The organism is Pseudomonas sp. DF11 (assembly GCF_058148565.1).
The window spans coordinates 35,670-52,889 of record NZ_JBYVYN010000005.1 but is presented as its reverse complement, the minus strand read 5'-3'; the positions used below and the strand labels follow the sequence as shown (position 1 = coordinate 52,889).

Here is a 17,220-nt window from a genome sequence, read left to right as displayed (position 1 = left end):
TAGGTACAGTCGAGACTAGGCAATGCAAGGCACGGGCCAACGTTTGCCCGGACGTCGAATCTCAGCAGTGAAAGCCTTCACGCTCTTCCCTGCAAAGCTTGCGGACATGAGCAAATTCACTGTCGATTTCGCTGACCAGCTTTTCGATACCGCCCAATGACGGTTGCTTGGCACGCTGTTCCAGTTCGCCGCACAGCTCGGCCAGGCGGATGGCGCCCATGTTGCTGCTGCTGCCCTTGAAGCTGTGGGCCGTGGCGCTCAGCTTTTCGGCATCCCGTGCTTCATGCAGCACCCGCAGGCGAGCCTCGGAGTCGTTGAGAAACGTATCCAGCAACTCCAGATACCCCTCCTCCATGACTTCCTTCAACGTGCTGAGCACGTCGCGGTCCAGATGAATCTCGTTCACTTGTTCGCTCCCTGATCAAGAATGGCCCCGATTATGCCAGAGCCTCCCAGAAAAACTCCACGCGCGCATTACGACCATCGTCTGACCAACTGGCCTGGTGGCTCAACTGACGTACCAGGCTCACACCGCGCCCCGACAACCGATCACTGTCCACGGGCCGCGCCAGCACCCTGGCAACATCGAAACCCTCGCCACTGTCTTCGACTTCGATGGCCAGGCGACCACCCTCGCCATCAGGCGTGACATGCAAGTGCACCCGCACGTAACCGTCGCTCAGTTCATCCAGGCGTGTATTGCGCTCCCGGTAGTAGCGGGCAAAACCCGCCGCGTCGCGCTTGAGGCTCGAGTCGAGCCCCAGTACCCCATGATCCAGGGCATTGGAATAGAGCTCTGACATGACGCTGTAAAGGGCGCCACTCTGCGCCCTGAGCCCATGAACCTCGAGCAACAACTGCAACAGGTAAGGCATCGGGTTGAAGCGCTTGAGCGTCTGCGCCCGGAACTCGAAGCTCACCGACCAATCCAGTGGGCTGGACTGGCCGCTATCGGAATAGACCGGCGGCGGCGGATTGAGTTGCGTCGGTGCGACCAGCCGTACCTCGACCATACTGAAGTCGTCCCGGGCCTCGCCGCGAAAGTCCCGCAGGGCCTGCTGGATATCTTCGAAAAGAAGATCGGGATCACGGTTGGCAGCAAACACCTGCTGCAACCCCTCCACGCCAAACGGCCGGTCATGGTCGTCACTGGTTTCGATTACGCCGTCAGACAACAGGAACACCCGGTCCCCCAGCGACATGGCGTGCACTTCGGTGCGGTCATCGAATAGCTGGGGCGAGAGCACACCCAACGGCAGGTGCCGCGCCGGCAATGGCGTGCGCACGCCGCTGAGGCTGTCATGCAGGTAACCCTCGGGCATGCCGCCATTCCAGACTTCCACCGTGCACCGCTGGAAGCTCAGGCAGAGCAACGTCGCGCAACAGAACATGTCTACTGGCAGGATGCGTTTAAGCTTGGCATTCATCTCCCGCAGGATCTGCGCCAGGCCGTAGCCCTTGGCGGTCATCCCGTAGAACACTTCCGCCAGCGGCATCGCACCGACCGCCGCCGGCAAACCGTGCCCGGTGAAATCCCCCAACAGGACGTGCATGTCGCCGGCCGGATTGAACGCCGCCAGCAGCAGGTCACCATTGAACAGGGCATAAGGCGATTGCAAGTAGCGGATGTTCGGCGCGCTCAGGCAGCCGGAGTGGGCGATCTTGTCGAATACAGCCTTGGCGACCCGTTGTTCGTTGAGCAGGTAGTCATGGTGCCTGGCGATCTGGTCGCGCTGCTCCACCACCGTGGCCTGCAACCGACGCAAGCGGTCCATGGCCTTGATCTTGGCCGCCAGGATCACCTGGTTGTAGGGTTTGGCCAGGAAATCGTCGCCACCCGCTTCCAGGCAACGGGCCAGGGCTTCGCTCTCGGTCAACGAGGTGAGGAAAATGATCGGAACCAACTGGTCCCCGGCCAACTGCTTGATTTTCTGCGCGGCTTCGAAGCCGTCCATCACCGGCATCATCGCATCCATCAGCACCAGGTGCGGACGTTGCTCCAGATAGACATCGACCGCTTCGGCGCCATCGGCCGCAGTGAGCACGTGATGCCCCTGGCGGCGGACAATGGTCGACAACAGCAGTCGATCAGCGGCACTGTCTTCGGCAATCAGGACCGTCAGCGGCTCCGACGACGATTGCATGGCGGTCAACTGATGTCGAACAGCTTGTCGAAATTGGAGATCGCGAGGATTTTCTTGACGTCATTGCTGCTGTTGACGACACGGATATCCGACTGGTCGCCACCGGCATGATCGCGCAACAACAAAAGCATGCCCAAGGCGGAACTGTCGAGATAAGTGGCTTCTTTCAAATCCACCACGATGGAGTCAGGTTTCTGATTGAGCCGTTCATAGGACTCACGAAACTCCTGATGCCGCCCGAAATCGAATCGACCTTTGATCGAGATCGTCAGCTTGTGCCCATCGGGGGATACTTCGGTAACGACTGACATGATCGGCTTCCTTGTCATGGACATACGTGTACAAGGTGTAGCATCTGGTAAAGGTCTGAGCAAGGTTTTGTCAGAATCTGCCGACAAAATCCCGGTTTCGCATCAATAGGGATTCTGCCGCGGCAGGCGCTGGGACAACTCATCGAGCAGCTTCTGTTCGCGCTTGTCTTCCAGTTGCCGGGCCTCATCGATATAGCGCTGCACCAGCTTGCGCAACCCTTCGACCCGGGCAAACGCCTCTTGCCAGCTCTGGCGAGCCTTCTCCAGATTGTTCTGATGCCAGACCAGGCTCTGGCGCTGCTGGTCGATAGCGGTGCCCAACTGCGCAAGAAAGCCTTGGTAACCCAACAACCACTGCCCGGAAACCCCGTGGGCACCACGGGCGATCCACTGCTCCTGATATTCGAGTCGAAAGTTTTCGAGGTCTGCCAGCTTGCTTTCGGCGACTTTGACCTGGCCCTGGAAATACGCCAGTCGCTGGACGGCAGTCTTCTCGGCCTTTTCCGCCATGTCCACCACGGGCGCCAGGCGCGCAGCACGACTCGTGGCCATGGCCGGTTACGTGCCTGAGACCGGAGCGAAAATGGTCTGCAAGTGTGCCTCGCTGGCGCCCATGCCGATGTTGTCGTTGAGGCCCTGACGCAGGTAAACGGCCATTGACGGGTACAGGCTGATCGCGGTGTCGGTCTCACGGTCACCGCCAGGCACATAGGCACCGACGCTGATCAAGTCACGGCTTTGCTGGTAGCGCGACCAGTACTGCTTGAACTGCTGGGCCCGCTTCATGTGTTCGGCACTGATGACCGACGGCATGACCCGGCTGATGGAAGCCTCGATATCGATGGCCGGGTAATGCCCTTCTTCGGCCAGGCGCCTGGACAGCACGATGTGGCCGTCGAGTACGCCCCGGGCCGAGTCGGCGATAGGGTCTTGCTGGTCATCGCCTTCGGACAGCACGGTATAGAACGCGGTGATCGAACCACCGCCCTTTTCCGCATTGCCGGCACGTTCCACCAGTTTCGGCAGCTTGGCGAATACCGAAGGCGGATAGCCCTTGGTGGCTGGCGGCTCGCCGATGGCCAGGGCGATTTCCCGCTGGGCCTGGGCGAAACGAGTCAGCGAGTCCATCAAAAGCAGGACGTTCTTGCCCTTGTCGCGGAAATACTCGGCGATGCGCGTGCAATACATGGCCGCCCGCAAGCGCATCAACGGCGCATCATCCGCTGGTGAAGCCACCACCACCGAACGCTTGAGCCCTTCCTCGCCAAGGATGTGCTCGATGAATTCCTTCACCTCACGACCCCGCTCGCCGATCAGCCCCACCACGATGATGTCGGCTTCGGTGAAACGGGTCATCATGCCCAGCAGCACACTCTTGCCCACCCCGGTACCGGCGAACAGGCCCAGGCGCTGGCCGCGTCCGACCGTCAATAAACCGTTGATGCAGCGAATGCCCACGTCCAGCGGTACGCTGATGGGGTCGCGCTTGAGCGGGTTGATCGTCGGGCCGTCCATCGGCACCCAGTCTTCAGCCTTCATGCCGCCCTTGCCGTCCAGGGCCCGTCCGGCCCCGTCCAGCACGCGCCCGAGCATGCTCATGCCCATGGGCAGGCGACCGTTGTCGGCCAGGGGCACCACGCGCGCGCCGGGGGCGATGCCGGCTACGCTGCCCACCGGCATCAAGAAGACCTTGCTGCCAGAGAAACCCATGACTTCGGCTTCGACCTGCACCGGGTGATAACTGTCGTCGTTGATCACCATGCAGCGGCTGCCCATGGCGGCACGCAGGCCTTCGGCTTCGAGGGTCAGGCCGACCATGCGCAGCAGGCGTCCTTCCAGGATCGGTTGGCCGGCCAGTTCGCTGGCCTCGGCGTAGCTGCCCAGGCGCTTGCCGAAGCTGGTCCGCTCAAGGCGCATCGCGGCTGTCCAGTGCAGAAGCGTCCAATTCAGGCACTTCCAACCCGGCGTCGGCCGGCGCGGCATCAGCACTGACCGAGGGCTCGTCCGGCAACTCCAGGCTCAGGTCGGCAGCGGCCGGGTGCAGGGCCTGTTCGTGCAACTGGTCGAACAGCTTGGCCATGATCTGGCTGATACGGGTTTCAATGGTGGCGTCGATGCGGCTGTGTTCGGTTTCCACACGGCAACCGCCCGGCAGCAGCGCCGCGTCCTCGACGATGCGCCAGGTTTCTTCATGGCGCTCGCGCAGGGCCTTGACCAGTTCGAAGTCCTGGGGATTGATGTACAGCCGCACGTTGCCCACGCCCAATGGCAACAACTTGAGCGCTTCACGCATGACGTGTTCGATCTGGCTCGAATCGATGGCCAGCTCGCGCTGGATCACTTGTTTGGCGATGTGTTGCACCAGCCCCACCAGGGCTTTCTCGATCTGGGTGTCCTGCTCGGCGATGGGGTCGAACAGGTTGAGCATCAGCGATTCCAGCGCGCGAAGCTTGGCTGTCAGCGCCACGTCGGCTTCCTGGCGGACCTTGAGCGTGGTGCTGTGGAAGCCTTCCTTCTCACCCACGGCAAAGCCTTCGTTGTAGGCTTCCTGGCGAATACTCTCGACTTCCTCGAGGGTCAGTGGCTGGACTTCTTCCAGCGGCACTTCCTCCATTTCTGGCAGCTCTTCCTCCGGTTCCGGTTCCGGCTCAGGCTCGGGCACGTGGGGATCGAAGCTGGGCAGCGACCAGACGTCGAAACCACCGACATCACGGGCGCGGATCAGGTCGCTGGGTGCTTCATCACTCTTGGCAGACATAACGACCTTAGATCATCTCTTCGCCGCCCTTGCCACCGAGAACGATCTCCCCGGCTTCGGCCATGCGGCGGGCGATGGTGAGGATTTCCTTCTGTGCGGTTTCCACGTCGCTGACGCGCACCGGGCCCTTGGCCTCGAGGTCGTCGCGCAACAGTTCGGCCGCCCGTTTGGACATGTTCTTGAAGATCTTTTCCTTGACGCCTTCGTCCGAGCCCTTGAGGGCCAGTACCAGCACGTCGGACGACACTTCGCGCAACAGGGCCTGGATGCCACGATCGTCGACATCGGACAGGTTGTTGAACACGAACATGAGGTCTTCGATCTGACCGGACAGGTCTTCGTCGAACTCGCGGATCGAGTCCATCAACTGACCTTCGATCGAACTGTCGAGGAAGTTCATGATATCCGCCGCACGCTTGATACCACCCAAGGTGGTGCGCGAGGCATTGGAGTTGCCCGAGAACTGCTTCTCGAGAATCTGGTTCAATTCCTTCAGGGCCGCCGGCTGCACGGTGTTGAGCGAAGACACCCGCAGGATGATGTCCAGCCGCACTTTATGGTCGAAGTTGCCCAGCACTTCACCGGCCTGGTCCGGGTCGAGGTAAGCCACCACGATCGCCTGGATCTGCGGGTGCTCGTAACGGATCACGTCGGCAACGGCGCGCGGCTCCATCCACTTGAGGCTGTCCAGGCCACTGGTATTGCCACCCAGCAGGATACGGTCGATAAGGCCGTTGGCCTTGTCCTCGCCCAGCGCCTGGGTGAGCATCTTGCGCACGTAGTCGTCGGAACCGACGCCGAGGCTGGTCTGATCGCCGACGATGTCGACGAACTCGCTCATCACCTGCTCGACCTGTTCGCGGTGCACATTACCCATCTGGGCCATGGCCACGCCCACGCGCTGGACCTCCTTGGGCCCCATGTGGCGCAGCACTTGGGCAGCATCGGTGGACCCCAGGGACAGCAGCAGGATCGCGGCTTTGTCGACCCGGGACAATTTGGCAACAGCGGCTCGATTATCACTCATCTGCGTTAATCCACTCTTTCACGACCTGGGCCACACGACCCGGATCTTCTGCCACTAGACTCTTGATGGCGTTCAACTGAGCGTCATAGCCTTCGCTCGGGCTTGGCAGCAGGATGCTCTGCGGCCCGCCGAGGCTGACACGATCATTGGCCAATTCGCCATCCAGGCCGCCCATGCCGCCCAGCTCGACATCACCCAAACCTGCCAATTGCTTGTTCTTGCCACCACCGGTGATGTTGTTGAGCACCGGACGCAGCACGCCAAACACCAGTACCAGGATGAACAGCACACCCAATACTTGCTTGACCACATCCCAGAACCAGGGTTGCGAATAAAACGGAATATCGGCGATCACTTCACCACGCTCCGAGGAGAATGGCACGTTGATCACACTGACGCTGTCGCCGCGGCTGGCGTCGAAACCGACGGCGTCCTGCACCAGGCGAGTGAAGCGCGCCAACTCGTCGGCGCTCCACGGCGCACGGCTGGTTTCGCCATTGGCCGGGTTGACCTTGACCTGATCGTCCACCACCACGGCGACCGACAGGCGATTCAGACGCCCCTGTTGTTGCTTGGTGTGACTGATGGAACGGTCGAGCTCGAAGTTCTTGGTCGACTGCTGGCGCTTGTCGGCCGGGTACGGCGCCAGCATCGGCTGGCCGGTGGCCGGGTCCATGATCTGCTGGCCATTGGCATCGATCAGCGGCTGGCCTGGCTGCACCATGCCAGCGGCTGCGGTGGCGCCCCCGGTGGTCTGCGGCGCGCTGGCCGGCGACGGCGGCTGGTTGCTCAGGGCTCCCGGTACGCCTTGCGGGCCATTGCTGGCGGTGCGTTGTTCATTGACCGATTGCTCGCTGCGCAACGCCGGTTGATCCGGGTTGAACTGCTCGGAGGTCGACTCGACGGCACTGAAGTCGACATCGGCCGACACTTCGGCTTTATAGCGATCATTGCCCAGGATCGGTTGCAGGATATTGTGCACCCGCTGGGTCAGCATGCCTTCCATGCGACGGCTGTAATCGAATTGCTTGCCGGCCATGGTCAGTTCGGAGTTTTCCGCCTGATCGGACAGCAGGTTGCCTTTCTGGTCGACCACGGTGATCTGCGATTTGCTCAGTTCAGGTACGCTGGTCGCCACCAGATTGACGATGGCGACGACCTGGCCTGGCTCCAGGGAGCGGCCCGAATACAGCTCGACCAGTACCGAAGCACTGGGCTTGCGCTCATCGCGCACGAACACCGAGCTTTTCGGAATCGCCAGGTGCACGCGGGCACCCTTGACGTTGTTCAGGCTGGAAATGGTCCGCGCCAGCTCACCTTCCAGGCCACGACGATAACGGGTCGCTTCCATGAATTGGCTGGTGCCCAGGCCCTGGTCCTTGTCGAGGATCTCGAAACCGATGTTGCCATCGGTAGGCGTCACGCCGGCCGCAGCGAGTTTGAGACGCGCACGGGCGACGTCATCAGCCTTGACCAGCAAGGCGCCGGAATTGGGTTCGACGGTATAAGGAATGTCGGCGGAAGCCAGGGTTTCCATCACTTGCTTGGCGTCCATGCCCGCCAGGCTGCCATACAGCGGACGGTAGTCCGGCTGCTGGGACCACAGTACCACGGCAAAACCAATCGCCACGCTGGCAGCCAGGCCGACCAACAGGCCTACCTGACGCAGCATGGTCATCTCGGAGAGATTTTCCAGGAAGGACAGACCGAACAGCGGCGGCTTGCCGTCTACCGGAGTGGCCTTGGCTGGAACGTTATCAACGGCTGCTTCTGCCATGACTCAATAATTTCCTTAGACCGGCATCTGCATGATGTCTTGGTAGGCTTGAACCAGTTTGTTGCGAACCTGGGTCAACGCCTGAAACGAGACACTGGCTTTCTGCGAGGAGATCATTACATCCGTCAGGTCGACGCCACTTTTGCCAATCTCGAAAGCACTGGCCAACTGATTCGATGCCTGCTGGGTATCGTTCACTTTATTGACGGCCTGACCGAGCATGTCGGAAAAGCTGCTGCCACCCACTTGGGGGACCGCGACCGATTTAGGCTGGGCCATGGCGTCCATCTGCATGGCCCGCATGTCCAACATCAACCGATTAAATTCAATACCTTGGCTCATGGTCTACTCTCTCTGGCGGCCCGCATTTTTTTGACACTTACTCAGCGGGTATTCAGGTATTAGCAACAAGGGTGCCAGCTCCATGGCTGCAAAAAACAAATGCGTGTGGGAGCGGGCTTGCTCGCGAAAGCGGTGGTTCAGTCAATGCAACGGTGACTGGTAAATCGCTTTCGCGAGCAGGCTCGCTCCCACAAGGGGTATTCGGTGCACATCACTCAACTGGCGAACAGATAGGCCTCGACATCCATTCCGGCGTCGCGCATCTGCGCCAACTTGTAGCGCAGGGTGCGCGGACTGATCCCCAGGCGTTCGGCCGCCTCTTTGCGACGACCGCGTTCGGCGCGCAGGGTGTCGATGATCATCTGGAACTCACGACGACGCAGGTCGTCTCCCAAGGCGCCGGCCGATTCACCCTCGACTTCCAGTGGCGGGGCGAAGGCCGCAGCGGGTACCGGCGACAATGCGGGCAATGGCGCGCAGGCCACCGGGCCGGCCAGACAGAAATCCTCCGGCTGGATCAAGCCGCCCTGCTGCAGGATCAAGGCCCGCTGAATAGCGTTATCCAGTTCTCGAACATTACCCGGCCACGGATAGGCGATCAGGCAGGCCCGGGCCTCAGCCGAAAACCGTGCAGCCGCATGCTTCATTTTATTGACGTGCTTGTTCAGCAGACGCTCGGCCAGCGGCAGGATATCGGCGGTGCGCTCGCGCAGCGGACGCCAGGCCAGCGGAAAGACCGACAGACGGTAATAGAGGTCCTCACGGAAACGCCCCGCCGCCACTTCGCCGGCCAGGTCGCGGTTGGTGGTTGCCACCACGCGGATATCCAGGCTGATGGGCTTGCGTGCACCGACCCGCTCCACTTCCCGCTCCTGCAATACGCGCAACAGCTTGGCCTGCAGGCCCAGCGGCATTTCGGAAATCTCATCGAGCAGAATCGTGCCGCCGTCGGCCTGCTCGAACTTGCCAGCCTGGGCCGCAATGGCCCCCGTAAACGAACCCTTTTCGTGGCCGAACAGCGTCGCCTCGAGCATGTTGTCGGGAATTGCCGCGCAATTGATGGCAATGAATGGTTCGTTGGCGCGCCGGGACTGTTGATGAATGTAGCGCGCCAGCACTTCCTTGCCCGTACCGGACTCGCCGGAAATCAACACGGTTGAATCGCTGCGAGCCACCCGCGCGGCCAATTCCAGCAATTGCGCACTGGCCGGTTCGATGGCCACCGGGCCTTCGCCCTCGACCGCGGGACTGCCCAGGGCATGGCGGGCGACCAGATCCAGCAGCGCCTTGGGCTCGAACGGTTTGACCAGGTAATCCGCAGCACCTTGGCGCATGGCATCCACCGCTCGCTCGACGGCGCCGTGAGCGGTCATCAGCAAGACCGGCAGTTGCGGCTGACGGGCGCGCAACAATCCGAGCAATTGATGGCCATCCATGCCCGGCATGTTGACGTCACTGACCACCAGATTGAACGCTTCGCGACCCACCGCCAGCAGCGCCTCTTCCGCCGAACCGACGGCGGCATAGTCGTGCCCGGCCAAGACCAGCGTATCGGCCAACGCCTCGCGCAGCGCCCGGTCATCCTCAACCAGCAACACCTTGATCGCCATTGCTTTCACTCCACCCCTGGCGCATTGGAAAACAGCGGCAAGCACACCGTCGCACAAGTGCCACGACCCAGCCGCGAGCGCAGTTGCAATTCTCCCTGATGGGCACGGGCCACAGCCTTGACCACGGTCAGGCCCAGGCCGGTGCCGGTGGTCTTGGTGGTAAAGAATGGCTCACCCAGGCGTGCCAACACGACCGGCGCGATACCACTGCCGCTGTCGCTGACACACAGGCGCAAAGTGTTGTCGCGGGTGTACAAGTGCACTTTCAGCCGGACGTCGCCGCCACTGGCCTGGATCGCGTTTTCGATGAGGTTCAACACCGCACCCACCAATGTGTCGCGGTTACACAATACTTCGCCGACATGGCTGTCGCACTGCCAGCGAATCGGCAGATCCCGCACATGAGTCAACGCCGCGGCCTGCAACGATTGCAGCAAGGCCTTTGGAGTGACACGGTCGGTCAACGGCAGCTCGCCACGAGCGAAGACCAGCATGTCGCGCACCTGGTGCTCCAGTTCGTGCAGACGCTCTTTCAAGCGTCCGGCGAAGCGTTGCTGGGTTTCCATCGGCAATTGCTGTTCAGTCAGGTGACTGGCATAGAGCAGCGCAGCGGAAAGCGGCGTACGAATCTGGTGGGCCAACGACGCCACCATCCGCCCCAGGGAGGACAGGCGCTCATGGCGAGCCAACTGGTCTTGCAGGTGACGGGTTTCAGTCAAGTCATTGAGCAGCACCAACTGCCCAGGTTCGGCATCCAGCGAGCGCGTCGAGATGGACAGGCGCCGACCGTCCTTGAGGGACACTTCATGGCCGTCGTCTTCACGGGGCGCAAAGCAACGGGCGATGACATGCCGCCACAGCTCCCCCTCCAACGGCAGGCCGAGCAATTCGCAAGCCGCCGGGTTGGCTTCGCGCACACGGCCGTGGGCATCGATGACGATAACGCCACCAGGCAACAGATCGAGGAGATTTTGCAGGCGATTGGCCAAGCGTTCCTTTTCCGCCAACTCCTGCATACGCTGGGCGCTGACCACGGCCAGTTCACCCTTGAGCTCGGTGACCCGGGCTTCGAGCAGGCTGTAGGAATCAGTCAGTTGGCTGGACATCTGGTTGAACAGCGAAAAAGCCTGCTCAAGTCCAAGCCGGCTTGCCTGCTCGGCGGACGGCCTGTGTTCCAGCTCGGGGACAGGAGACATCTGGGCGACTTGGGTCATTGGGCTCTCTCGCTTGGCTGACCGTCAGTTAAACGGAACGTTGCGAGGGCTATAGCAATACCCGTGCCGAAAAAAAAACCGCCTGAAAATCAGGCGGTTGGAAAACAGGCGTCAATCATCCGCCTGTTCATCTCCTTCGCGACGGCTCATGCCGTACTTGCGCATCTTCTCCACCAGGGTGGTACGACGGATGCGCAGGCGTTCTGCGGCGCGGGCCACGATACCGTTGGCATCGTCCAGCGCCTGCTGGATCAGCCCCTGCTCCAGGCCTCCCAGGTAATCCTTGAGATCCAGGCCTTCGGGCGGCAACAAGGCATTGGCGGTGAAATCCGGCGTGTGGCCGTTGATTGCCACCCGCTCCTCCAGGTCGCTGCGCAGGCTGTCGACCATTTGCTCGTCTTCGTCGTCGACGTAGCGGAATTTCTTCGGCAGCTCATTCACGCCGATCACCCCGTACGGGTGCATGATCGCCATGCGCTCCACCAGGTTGGCCAGCTCACGGACGTTGCCCGGCCAGCCGTGGCGGCACAGGGACATGATCGCCGCCGAGTTGAAGCGGATCGAACCGCGCTTTTCGTGCTCCATGCGCGAAATCAGTTCGTTCATCAGCAACGGAATGTCTTCGACGCGCTCACGCAGCGGCGCCATTTCGATCGGGAAAACGTTGAGGCGGTAGTAGAGGTCTTCGCGGAAACTGCCGACCTCGATCATGCTTTCGAGGTTCTTATGGGTGGCGGCAATGATGCGCACATCGACGCTCTGGGTCTTGTTGCTGCCCACGCGCTCGAAGGTGCGCTCCTGCAGGACCCGCAACAGCTTGACCTGCATCGGCAACGGCATGTCGCCGATTTCGTCGAGAAACAGCGTACCGCCGTTGGCCAGTTCGAAACGCCCGGCGCGGCTGGTGATCGCACCGGTAAAGGCGCCCTTCTCATGGCCAAACAGTTCGCTTTCCAGCAATTCGGCCGGAATCGCACCACAGTTGACCGGCACGAACGGCGCTTCGCGACGCTTGGAGTGGTAATGCAGGTTGCGCGCGACCACTTCCTTGCCGGTGCCCGACTCGCCCAGGATCAGCACGCTGGCGTCGGTATCGGCAACCTGCTGCATCATCTGGCGCACGTGCTGGATCGCCCGGCTGGTGCCGACAAGACTGCGGAAAAGGTTGGGTTCACGATGCCTGCCGCGTTCGCGGGCCTGGTCGTACATCTCGCGATAGACCTGGGCACGATGCAGCGAATCCAGCAGCTTGCTGTAGCTGGGTGGCATTTCGAGCGTGGAAAGTACCCGTCGGCGCTGGTCTTCAGGCAAGTCAAGGGAAGAATTTTCGCCCATTAACAAAACCGGAAGGAACTCATCCCAGGTTGAGAGTGTCTTTAGCAAGCCCAAAAGCGTTGCGGGAGCATTCACGGTCCCGATAAGGACACAAATGACTTCACGACTGGACGACAAAGAGCCGACGGCCTGCTGCCAGTCATGGCTTCCGCAGGGTAAATTTTCTTCGCCAAGAAAATTTAAGATCACCGCCAGGTCGCGGCGGCGGACGCTATCGTCATCAATCAGGAGAATTTTGGTTTCACGCCACATGCAATAGCAACTTCCCTAGTCAACCCAATGCCCAAAATTAGGGGGCAAGCTAGACGCTTGCAGACTTGTCATGCCTGTAGACGCCTTAAATCTGTAACAGCTACTAGTTAAGTCAAAAAACCGTGCACAGTCAAATTTATGGCGCAACGAGCTCGGATTAACTTAAATTAACCGAACAGATGGTAAACCTTTGCCGCACTCTGTGCTTGATTGATCTGCTGCATCTCGTCGACGATCGCCTGACGCGCCCCCGTCGCCGCCTCCAGCAATTGCCGATAGACCGCCAGCAATTCCTCAAGATTCATCCGCAACGCCGTCTCGTCCACCTGAGCCTCGCTCAAGACGTCTTCCATGCAGGAACGGCACGTCAGGTCCAACTGGCTGATCGCCTCCCAGTCACGCTCGGCCAGGGCATCGACCAAGGCATCACGGGTTTGTTCGATTCGCTGCAGTGCTTGGCTCATTACGTCATCCTCAGGCTTACCGGCCTATTGATTGGCAGTCGCATGATCGGCAATTGCATCCCACCCGCTTTTCAGCGTGCTGAGCAAACCCGAGACTTCGTCGATGATCGCGGCATCATTATTGCGGTTGGCTTCCATCAGGCGCGTCATCATGTAGGCGTACAAATTGTCGAGTTGCTGGAGCGACGCGGGATCTTCGGTCTTTTCCGGGTTCAAGCCGTCCCGCAGGCCGATGATGATGTCGACAGCCTTGCCAAGCATCAACCCCTTGAGTGCGATGTCACCACGCTCCATTGCGCCCTTGCCCTGGGCCATGCGGTCCAGCCCACCCTCCATCAACATTTGCACCAAGCGATGGGGGCTGGCTTCAGATATCTGGGCATGGGAATTGACCTTCTGATATTGGCGAAGGGCTCTCATGGGATTCATGTTTCTACCTCGTAGCAGACAACAAGTGAAAAAGGATTGCTCTAACCATTATGTCGACTGAGCGGTACATAACTTTAGCGTTTACCGCCCTCAATGAAAAAACCCAGGCGCTGTCATCACAGCCCACCTGGGTCTTTTGCAGCCATTCTGAATCAGTCGTCTTTTGACGATTTATTCAGCGCATTGAGCGTGGCCATGATGCTGTCACCCTGCGCTCGCAGCTTGGCAACCAGGGAGTCCATGGCCGTGTACTTGGCCGACAGGCTGGTTTGCAGGCTGGCCATCCGCGCATCCAGGGTGTCCTGCTGCTTTTTCAGATCGGCCAGGCTTTCACTCAGACTCGCCGAGCGTGCGGCAAAAACACCGGTCTTGCTCACCGCAAAGCTGTCAGTGGCAGACTTCATGCGCGCCAGCAAACCGTTATCGCCGGCGAAGATGCCATTGATATCGGCCGCATTGGTCAATGCCGCAGCATCAAACTGCTTGTCGTTGATCGACAGCATGCCGGTTTTCTGGTCGGTCTGAACGCCGAACTGGGAAAGCGCTTTCAACTGGCCGGTGCCCGACATTGCGTTCAGCTCAGTACGCACCGCCGACAACATCGAACGCAACGAGGCATCGCCAGTCAGCGCACCGGAGGTCACGGTACCGTCAGCACTGGTCGTGACTTGCGTCTCGGCGTTGGCCGCCTTGATCAGGGCGTTGTAGGTATCGACAAACCCCTTGACCGACGACTTCAAGGTCGCACTGCTGGCCGCGACCGTGATGGTGGTCGGCGTTGCGGTACCGCCGGACGGAACCACGGAAGCCCCCACCAGCTTGAGGGTCACACCACTCACAGCATCGGCGATGGTATTGGTCTTGGACTCCATTGCCAGCCCATCAAGTTTGTACAGGGCATTCTGCGGTGTAGCCAGGACCGAAGTCCCGGTTTCCAGGCCGGAATCCCCCGTCAAGGTCAGGTCAGAACCGACACCGGTGGTGGTCGACGTCAGCACCATACGCGAGCCATTGGCATCGGTCAGGATGTTGGCACTCAAGCCCTGGTTGGCATACTGAGAGTTGATCGAATCGCGGACCTGCTGCAACGTCGCGCCAGCAGGAACGCTGACGGCGAATGTGTTGGTGCCCTGCTTGATGTTCAGGGTGGTCGCCGAAGCACCGGCATTGACCACCGCAGAAGCGCCGCCAGCAAAGACCTTGGTCGATATCTTCGACGCGGTGGCCAACTGAGTGACCGTCAGCGCAAAACTGCCGGCTGCCGCGCCGTTCCCCGCGGTCACGGTAGCGACTTTTTCGTCAGCCGAGGAACCGCTCAAGCCGCTGAAGCTGGAGGCGGTTTTCATGTTGTCCAATGCGCCACGAAAAGCATCCAGCGCCGCCTGGATTTTGCCGATAGACGACAGCGAGGTAGTCGCTTTCAGCGTTTGGTTGTTGATCTGCGTCTGCTTCGGTGCCCTTTCAGCGGCCACCAAAGATGCCACGATCGACTGAGTATCGATGTTCGAACCAATACCGCTAACCGTTGTACCTGCCATCATCTCTCTCCTTATCCAGTGGCTGCCGCGTTCTTGACCACGAGCGCCTTAAACAGCGACAACAACAAAATTCATGCCAGCTCAGACCCTGTCGTTGAACAACAAGTTGCTGGCGTCCGACAGGCTTTGCGCCAGTTTTAGTGCAGCTTCCGAAGGGATCTGGCGAATCACGTTACCGGTTTCGGTAGCAATGACTTTTACCACGACCCGACCGCTGGAATCATCAATGGAAAAATCCAGTTTGCGCTGGGCAGCCTGGACGAACTCCTGAATATCGGTTACAGCCTTTTCCAGATCCTCGCGCTTGGGTTCGGGCTCGGGGGCCAATGACGCAACAGCTTCAGCTTTGGGCAGGTCCGGTTTGCCGGTAACCTCCGGTTTTACGCTCTGAGGCGCAACGGCCGGATAAGACAGGTTCAACTTAATGCTCATGTCCATGCTAAATCTCCTCTTCACGGAAAAGACGAAAGGGCACGTAAACGCGCCCTTCCGTCAGTCACCAAGCGCCGGGATTACTGAAGCAGCTTCAGTACAGCGTTTGGCAGCTGGTTAGCCTGGGACAGGATCGCGGTGGAAGCCTGTTGCAGGGTTTGTTGCTTGGTCAGCTGAGCGGTTTCCGACGCGAAGTCAACGTCCTGGACCACACCACGAGCAGCGGTGGAGTTGTCCGAGATGCTGCGCAGGTTAGCCACGGTGCTGTCGAAGCGGTTTTGTACAGCACCGAGGTCAGCACGCTGGGAGTCGATGTTGGCAATGGCCTGGGTGATCACGTCAACAGCGTTTTGCGCGTTGGCGGCAGTGGTCACGTCAGTGTTGCTAACCACGGTTTTGGTCGAGCTGACGGTAGTACCGGCGGCTACGAACAGACCGGTTGCACCAGCGCCGTTCATCGAATAGCTGTTGGTGGAGTTCAGGGAAACGGCACCAGTCACCTGCAGAGCAGCGGCGGTAGCAGCAACACCTGCACCGTAGGCACCTGCACCGTCTTTGGCAGCAACGGTGATACCGGCCTGAGCACTGGCGTCAGCACCGGCGAAGATGATGTTCTCACCCGTGTCGGATTTGATTTCCAGGTTGTTGGTAGTGGCGTTGAAGTTAACGCTGATGCCCAGTTTGGCGGCGTTGGACTTCAGTTGGTCAGCCAGGCCAGCAGTGTCGGTTACGCCGACGAGGTTGACCGCAGTGCCCGAACCTACCTGGATGGTGAAGTTCGCAGTGCCAGGAGCGGCACCGGTGATAGCTGCGGTGTTCACGCCGAAACGTACTTCAGTGCTGGCGGTAGCCGACAGGCCGCCGACTGCGCCGTTCAGTTGGGCAGCGGTAGTCTTGGCGGACTGACCGGCAGCGATAGCGATGTTAGCCGTCTGGCCACCGCCAGTGATAGCGATCGCACCTGCGGCAACACCGGTAGCGTTTGGCGCGATGGCCACGCTTTTCAGTTGCTGGGAGCCGATGTTGTTGGCCGACACGTCGCCCAGGCTCATGTTGATGGTTTCGTTGGCGTTGGCGCCCACTTGGAAAGCGGTAGTACCGAACGAACCGTCGAGGATCTTGCGACCACCGAAGGTAGTGGTGGTAGCGATACGGCTCAGCTCGGCAGTCAGAGCGGCGTATTCGGAGTTGTTCGACTTACGGTCTTCGGCGCTTGGCGAACCGTTCGCGGAAGCCAGAGCCAGAGTACGCATTTTTTGCAGAATGTTGGTGGATTCCTGCATCGCGCCTTCAGCAGTCTGGGCGATGGAGATACCGTCACCGGCGTTCTTGATGGCAGTTTGCAGACCGTTGATCTGGCTGGTCAGACGGTTGGAGATCTGCAGACCGGCGGCATCGTCTTTAGCGCTGTTGATACGCAGGCCGGAAGACAGACGTTGCATGGAGGTTTGCAGCGCGTCGGACGAACGAGTCAGGTTTTTCTGAACGTTCAACGATGCAATGTTGGTGTTTACTGTTAAAGCCATGACGAAATCCTCGTTGGATGGATACTGCGGCTTCCGGCCCTGACATCCGTCGGGTGTGGCC

The 17,220-nt window shown here is 60.2% G+C and carries 17 protein-coding genes; all 17 read right to left on the bottom strand.

Translation table 11 applies throughout. The features are described from left to right. Nucleotides 1-61 precede the first annotated feature (61 nt). The 17 genes from AC30D9_RS16310 to AC30D9_RS16230 all read right to left on the bottom strand — a co-directional run bounded on the left by AC30D9_RS16310 (nucleotide 62) and on the right by AC30D9_RS16230 (nucleotide 17,159). Nucleotides 62-406: an Hpt domain-containing protein gene (locus AC30D9_RS16310; RefSeq protein ID WP_014337166.1), complete on the bottom strand. Its 345-nt coding sequence runs from the start codon at nucleotides 404-406 to the stop codon at nucleotides 62-64. Between the two features lie 31 nt (nucleotides 407-437). Continuing rightward, on the bottom strand, nucleotides 438-2,144 hold the full coding sequence (locus AC30D9_RS16305; RefSeq protein ID WP_307571523.1) for an ATP-binding SpoIIE family protein phosphatase: 1,707 nt from the start codon (nucleotides 2,142-2,144) through the stop codon (nucleotides 438-440). Between the two features lie 5 nt (nucleotides 2,145-2,149). Beyond that, nucleotides 2,150-2,455 (bottom strand): STAS domain-containing protein, encoded by a 306-nt coding sequence (locus tag AC30D9_RS16300; protein ID WP_014337164.1) that lies wholly within the window; start codon nucleotides 2,453-2,455, stop codon nucleotides 2,150-2,152. Nucleotides 2,456-2,557: 102 nt separating this feature from the next. Beyond that, complete coding sequence (fliJ, locus tag AC30D9_RS16295; RefSeq protein WP_003199091.1) at nucleotides 2,558-3,007, bottom strand: flagellar export protein FliJ; 450 nt, start codon at nucleotides 3,005-3,007, stop codon at nucleotides 2,558-2,560. 6 nt (nucleotides 3,008-3,013) lie between these two features. Further along, on the bottom strand, nucleotides 3,014-4,372 hold the full coding sequence (gene fliI, locus AC30D9_RS16290; protein WP_134923297.1) for a flagellar protein export ATPase FliI: 1,359 nt from the start codon (nucleotides 4,370-4,372) through the stop codon (nucleotides 3,014-3,016). Next, complete coding sequence (gene fliH / locus AC30D9_RS16285; protein ID WP_134923296.1) at nucleotides 4,362-5,213, bottom strand: flagellar assembly protein FliH; 852 nt, start codon at nucleotides 5,211-5,213, stop codon at nucleotides 4,362-4,364. Before fliH ends, fliI begins: the two co-directional genes overlap by 11 nt. A gap of 7 nt (nucleotides 5,214-5,220) precedes the next feature. Then, the gene (gene fliG / locus AC30D9_RS16280; RefSeq protein WP_003199086.1) at nucleotides 5,221-6,240 is read right to left on the bottom strand and encodes a flagellar motor switch protein FliG; all 1,020 of its coding nucleotides are present in this window, start codon (nucleotides 6,238-6,240) and stop codon (nucleotides 5,221-5,223) included. Further along, on the bottom strand, nucleotides 6,233-8,017 hold the full coding sequence (gene fliF, locus AC30D9_RS16275) for a flagellar basal-body MS-ring/collar protein FliF (protein ID WP_307571524.1): 1,785 nt from the start codon (nucleotides 8,015-8,017) through the stop codon (nucleotides 6,233-6,235). Before fliF ends, fliG begins: the two co-directional genes overlap by 8 nt. A 15-nt stretch (nucleotides 8,018-8,032) precedes the next feature. After that, on the bottom strand, nucleotides 8,033-8,359 hold the full coding sequence (fliE, locus tag AC30D9_RS16270; RefSeq protein ID WP_003199082.1) for a flagellar hook-basal body complex protein FliE: 327 nt from the start codon (nucleotides 8,357-8,359) through the stop codon (nucleotides 8,033-8,035). Nucleotides 8,360-8,574: 215 nt separating this feature from the next. After that, complete coding sequence (locus AC30D9_RS16265) at nucleotides 8,575-9,969, bottom strand: sigma-54-dependent transcriptional regulator (protein WP_490144405.1); 1,395 nt, start codon at nucleotides 9,967-9,969, stop codon at nucleotides 8,575-8,577. 5 nt (nucleotides 9,970-9,974) lie between these two features. Further along, a complete protein-coding gene (locus AC30D9_RS16260; RefSeq protein WP_134923293.1) occupies nucleotides 9,975-11,183 on the bottom strand; it encodes a sensor histidine kinase in 1,209 nt (402 codons plus the stop codon). A 111-nt stretch (nucleotides 11,184-11,294) separates the two neighbouring features. Further along, nucleotides 11,295-12,770 carry a sigma-54 dependent transcriptional regulator gene (locus tag AC30D9_RS16255; RefSeq protein ID WP_003199076.1) on the bottom strand — a complete coding sequence of 492 codons (1,476 nt, stop codon included), beginning with the start codon at nucleotides 12,768-12,770 and terminating at the stop codon, nucleotides 11,295-11,297. Between the two features lie 167 nt (nucleotides 12,771-12,937). Further along, a complete protein-coding gene (gene fliT / locus AC30D9_RS16250; RefSeq protein WP_490144404.1) occupies nucleotides 12,938-13,234 on the bottom strand; it encodes a flagellar protein FliT in 297 nt (98 codons plus the stop codon). A 24-nt stretch (nucleotides 13,235-13,258) separates the two neighbouring features. Beyond that, nucleotides 13,259-13,663 (bottom strand): flagellar export chaperone FliS, encoded by a 405-nt coding sequence (gene fliS / locus AC30D9_RS16245; protein WP_134923291.1) that lies wholly within the window; start codon nucleotides 13,661-13,663, stop codon nucleotides 13,259-13,261. 152 nt (nucleotides 13,664-13,815) lie between these two features. Next, a complete protein-coding gene (gene fliD, locus AC30D9_RS16240; protein ID WP_490144403.1) occupies nucleotides 13,816-15,201 on the bottom strand; it encodes a flagellar filament capping protein FliD in 1,386 nt (461 codons plus the stop codon). Nucleotides 15,202-15,282: 81 nt separating this feature from the next. Further along, entirely contained in the window at nucleotides 15,283-15,639 is a 357-nt protein-coding gene (locus AC30D9_RS16235; RefSeq protein WP_307571528.1) for a flagellar protein FlaG, read from the bottom strand. Nucleotides 15,640-15,713: 74 nt separating this feature from the next. After that, nucleotides 15,714-17,159, bottom strand: coding sequence for a flagellin N-terminal helical domain-containing protein (locus tag AC30D9_RS16230; RefSeq protein WP_134923288.1), 1,446 nt, complete (start codon nucleotides 17,157-17,159; stop codon nucleotides 15,714-15,716). Between the last annotated feature and the right edge of the window lie 61 nt (nucleotides 17,160-17,220).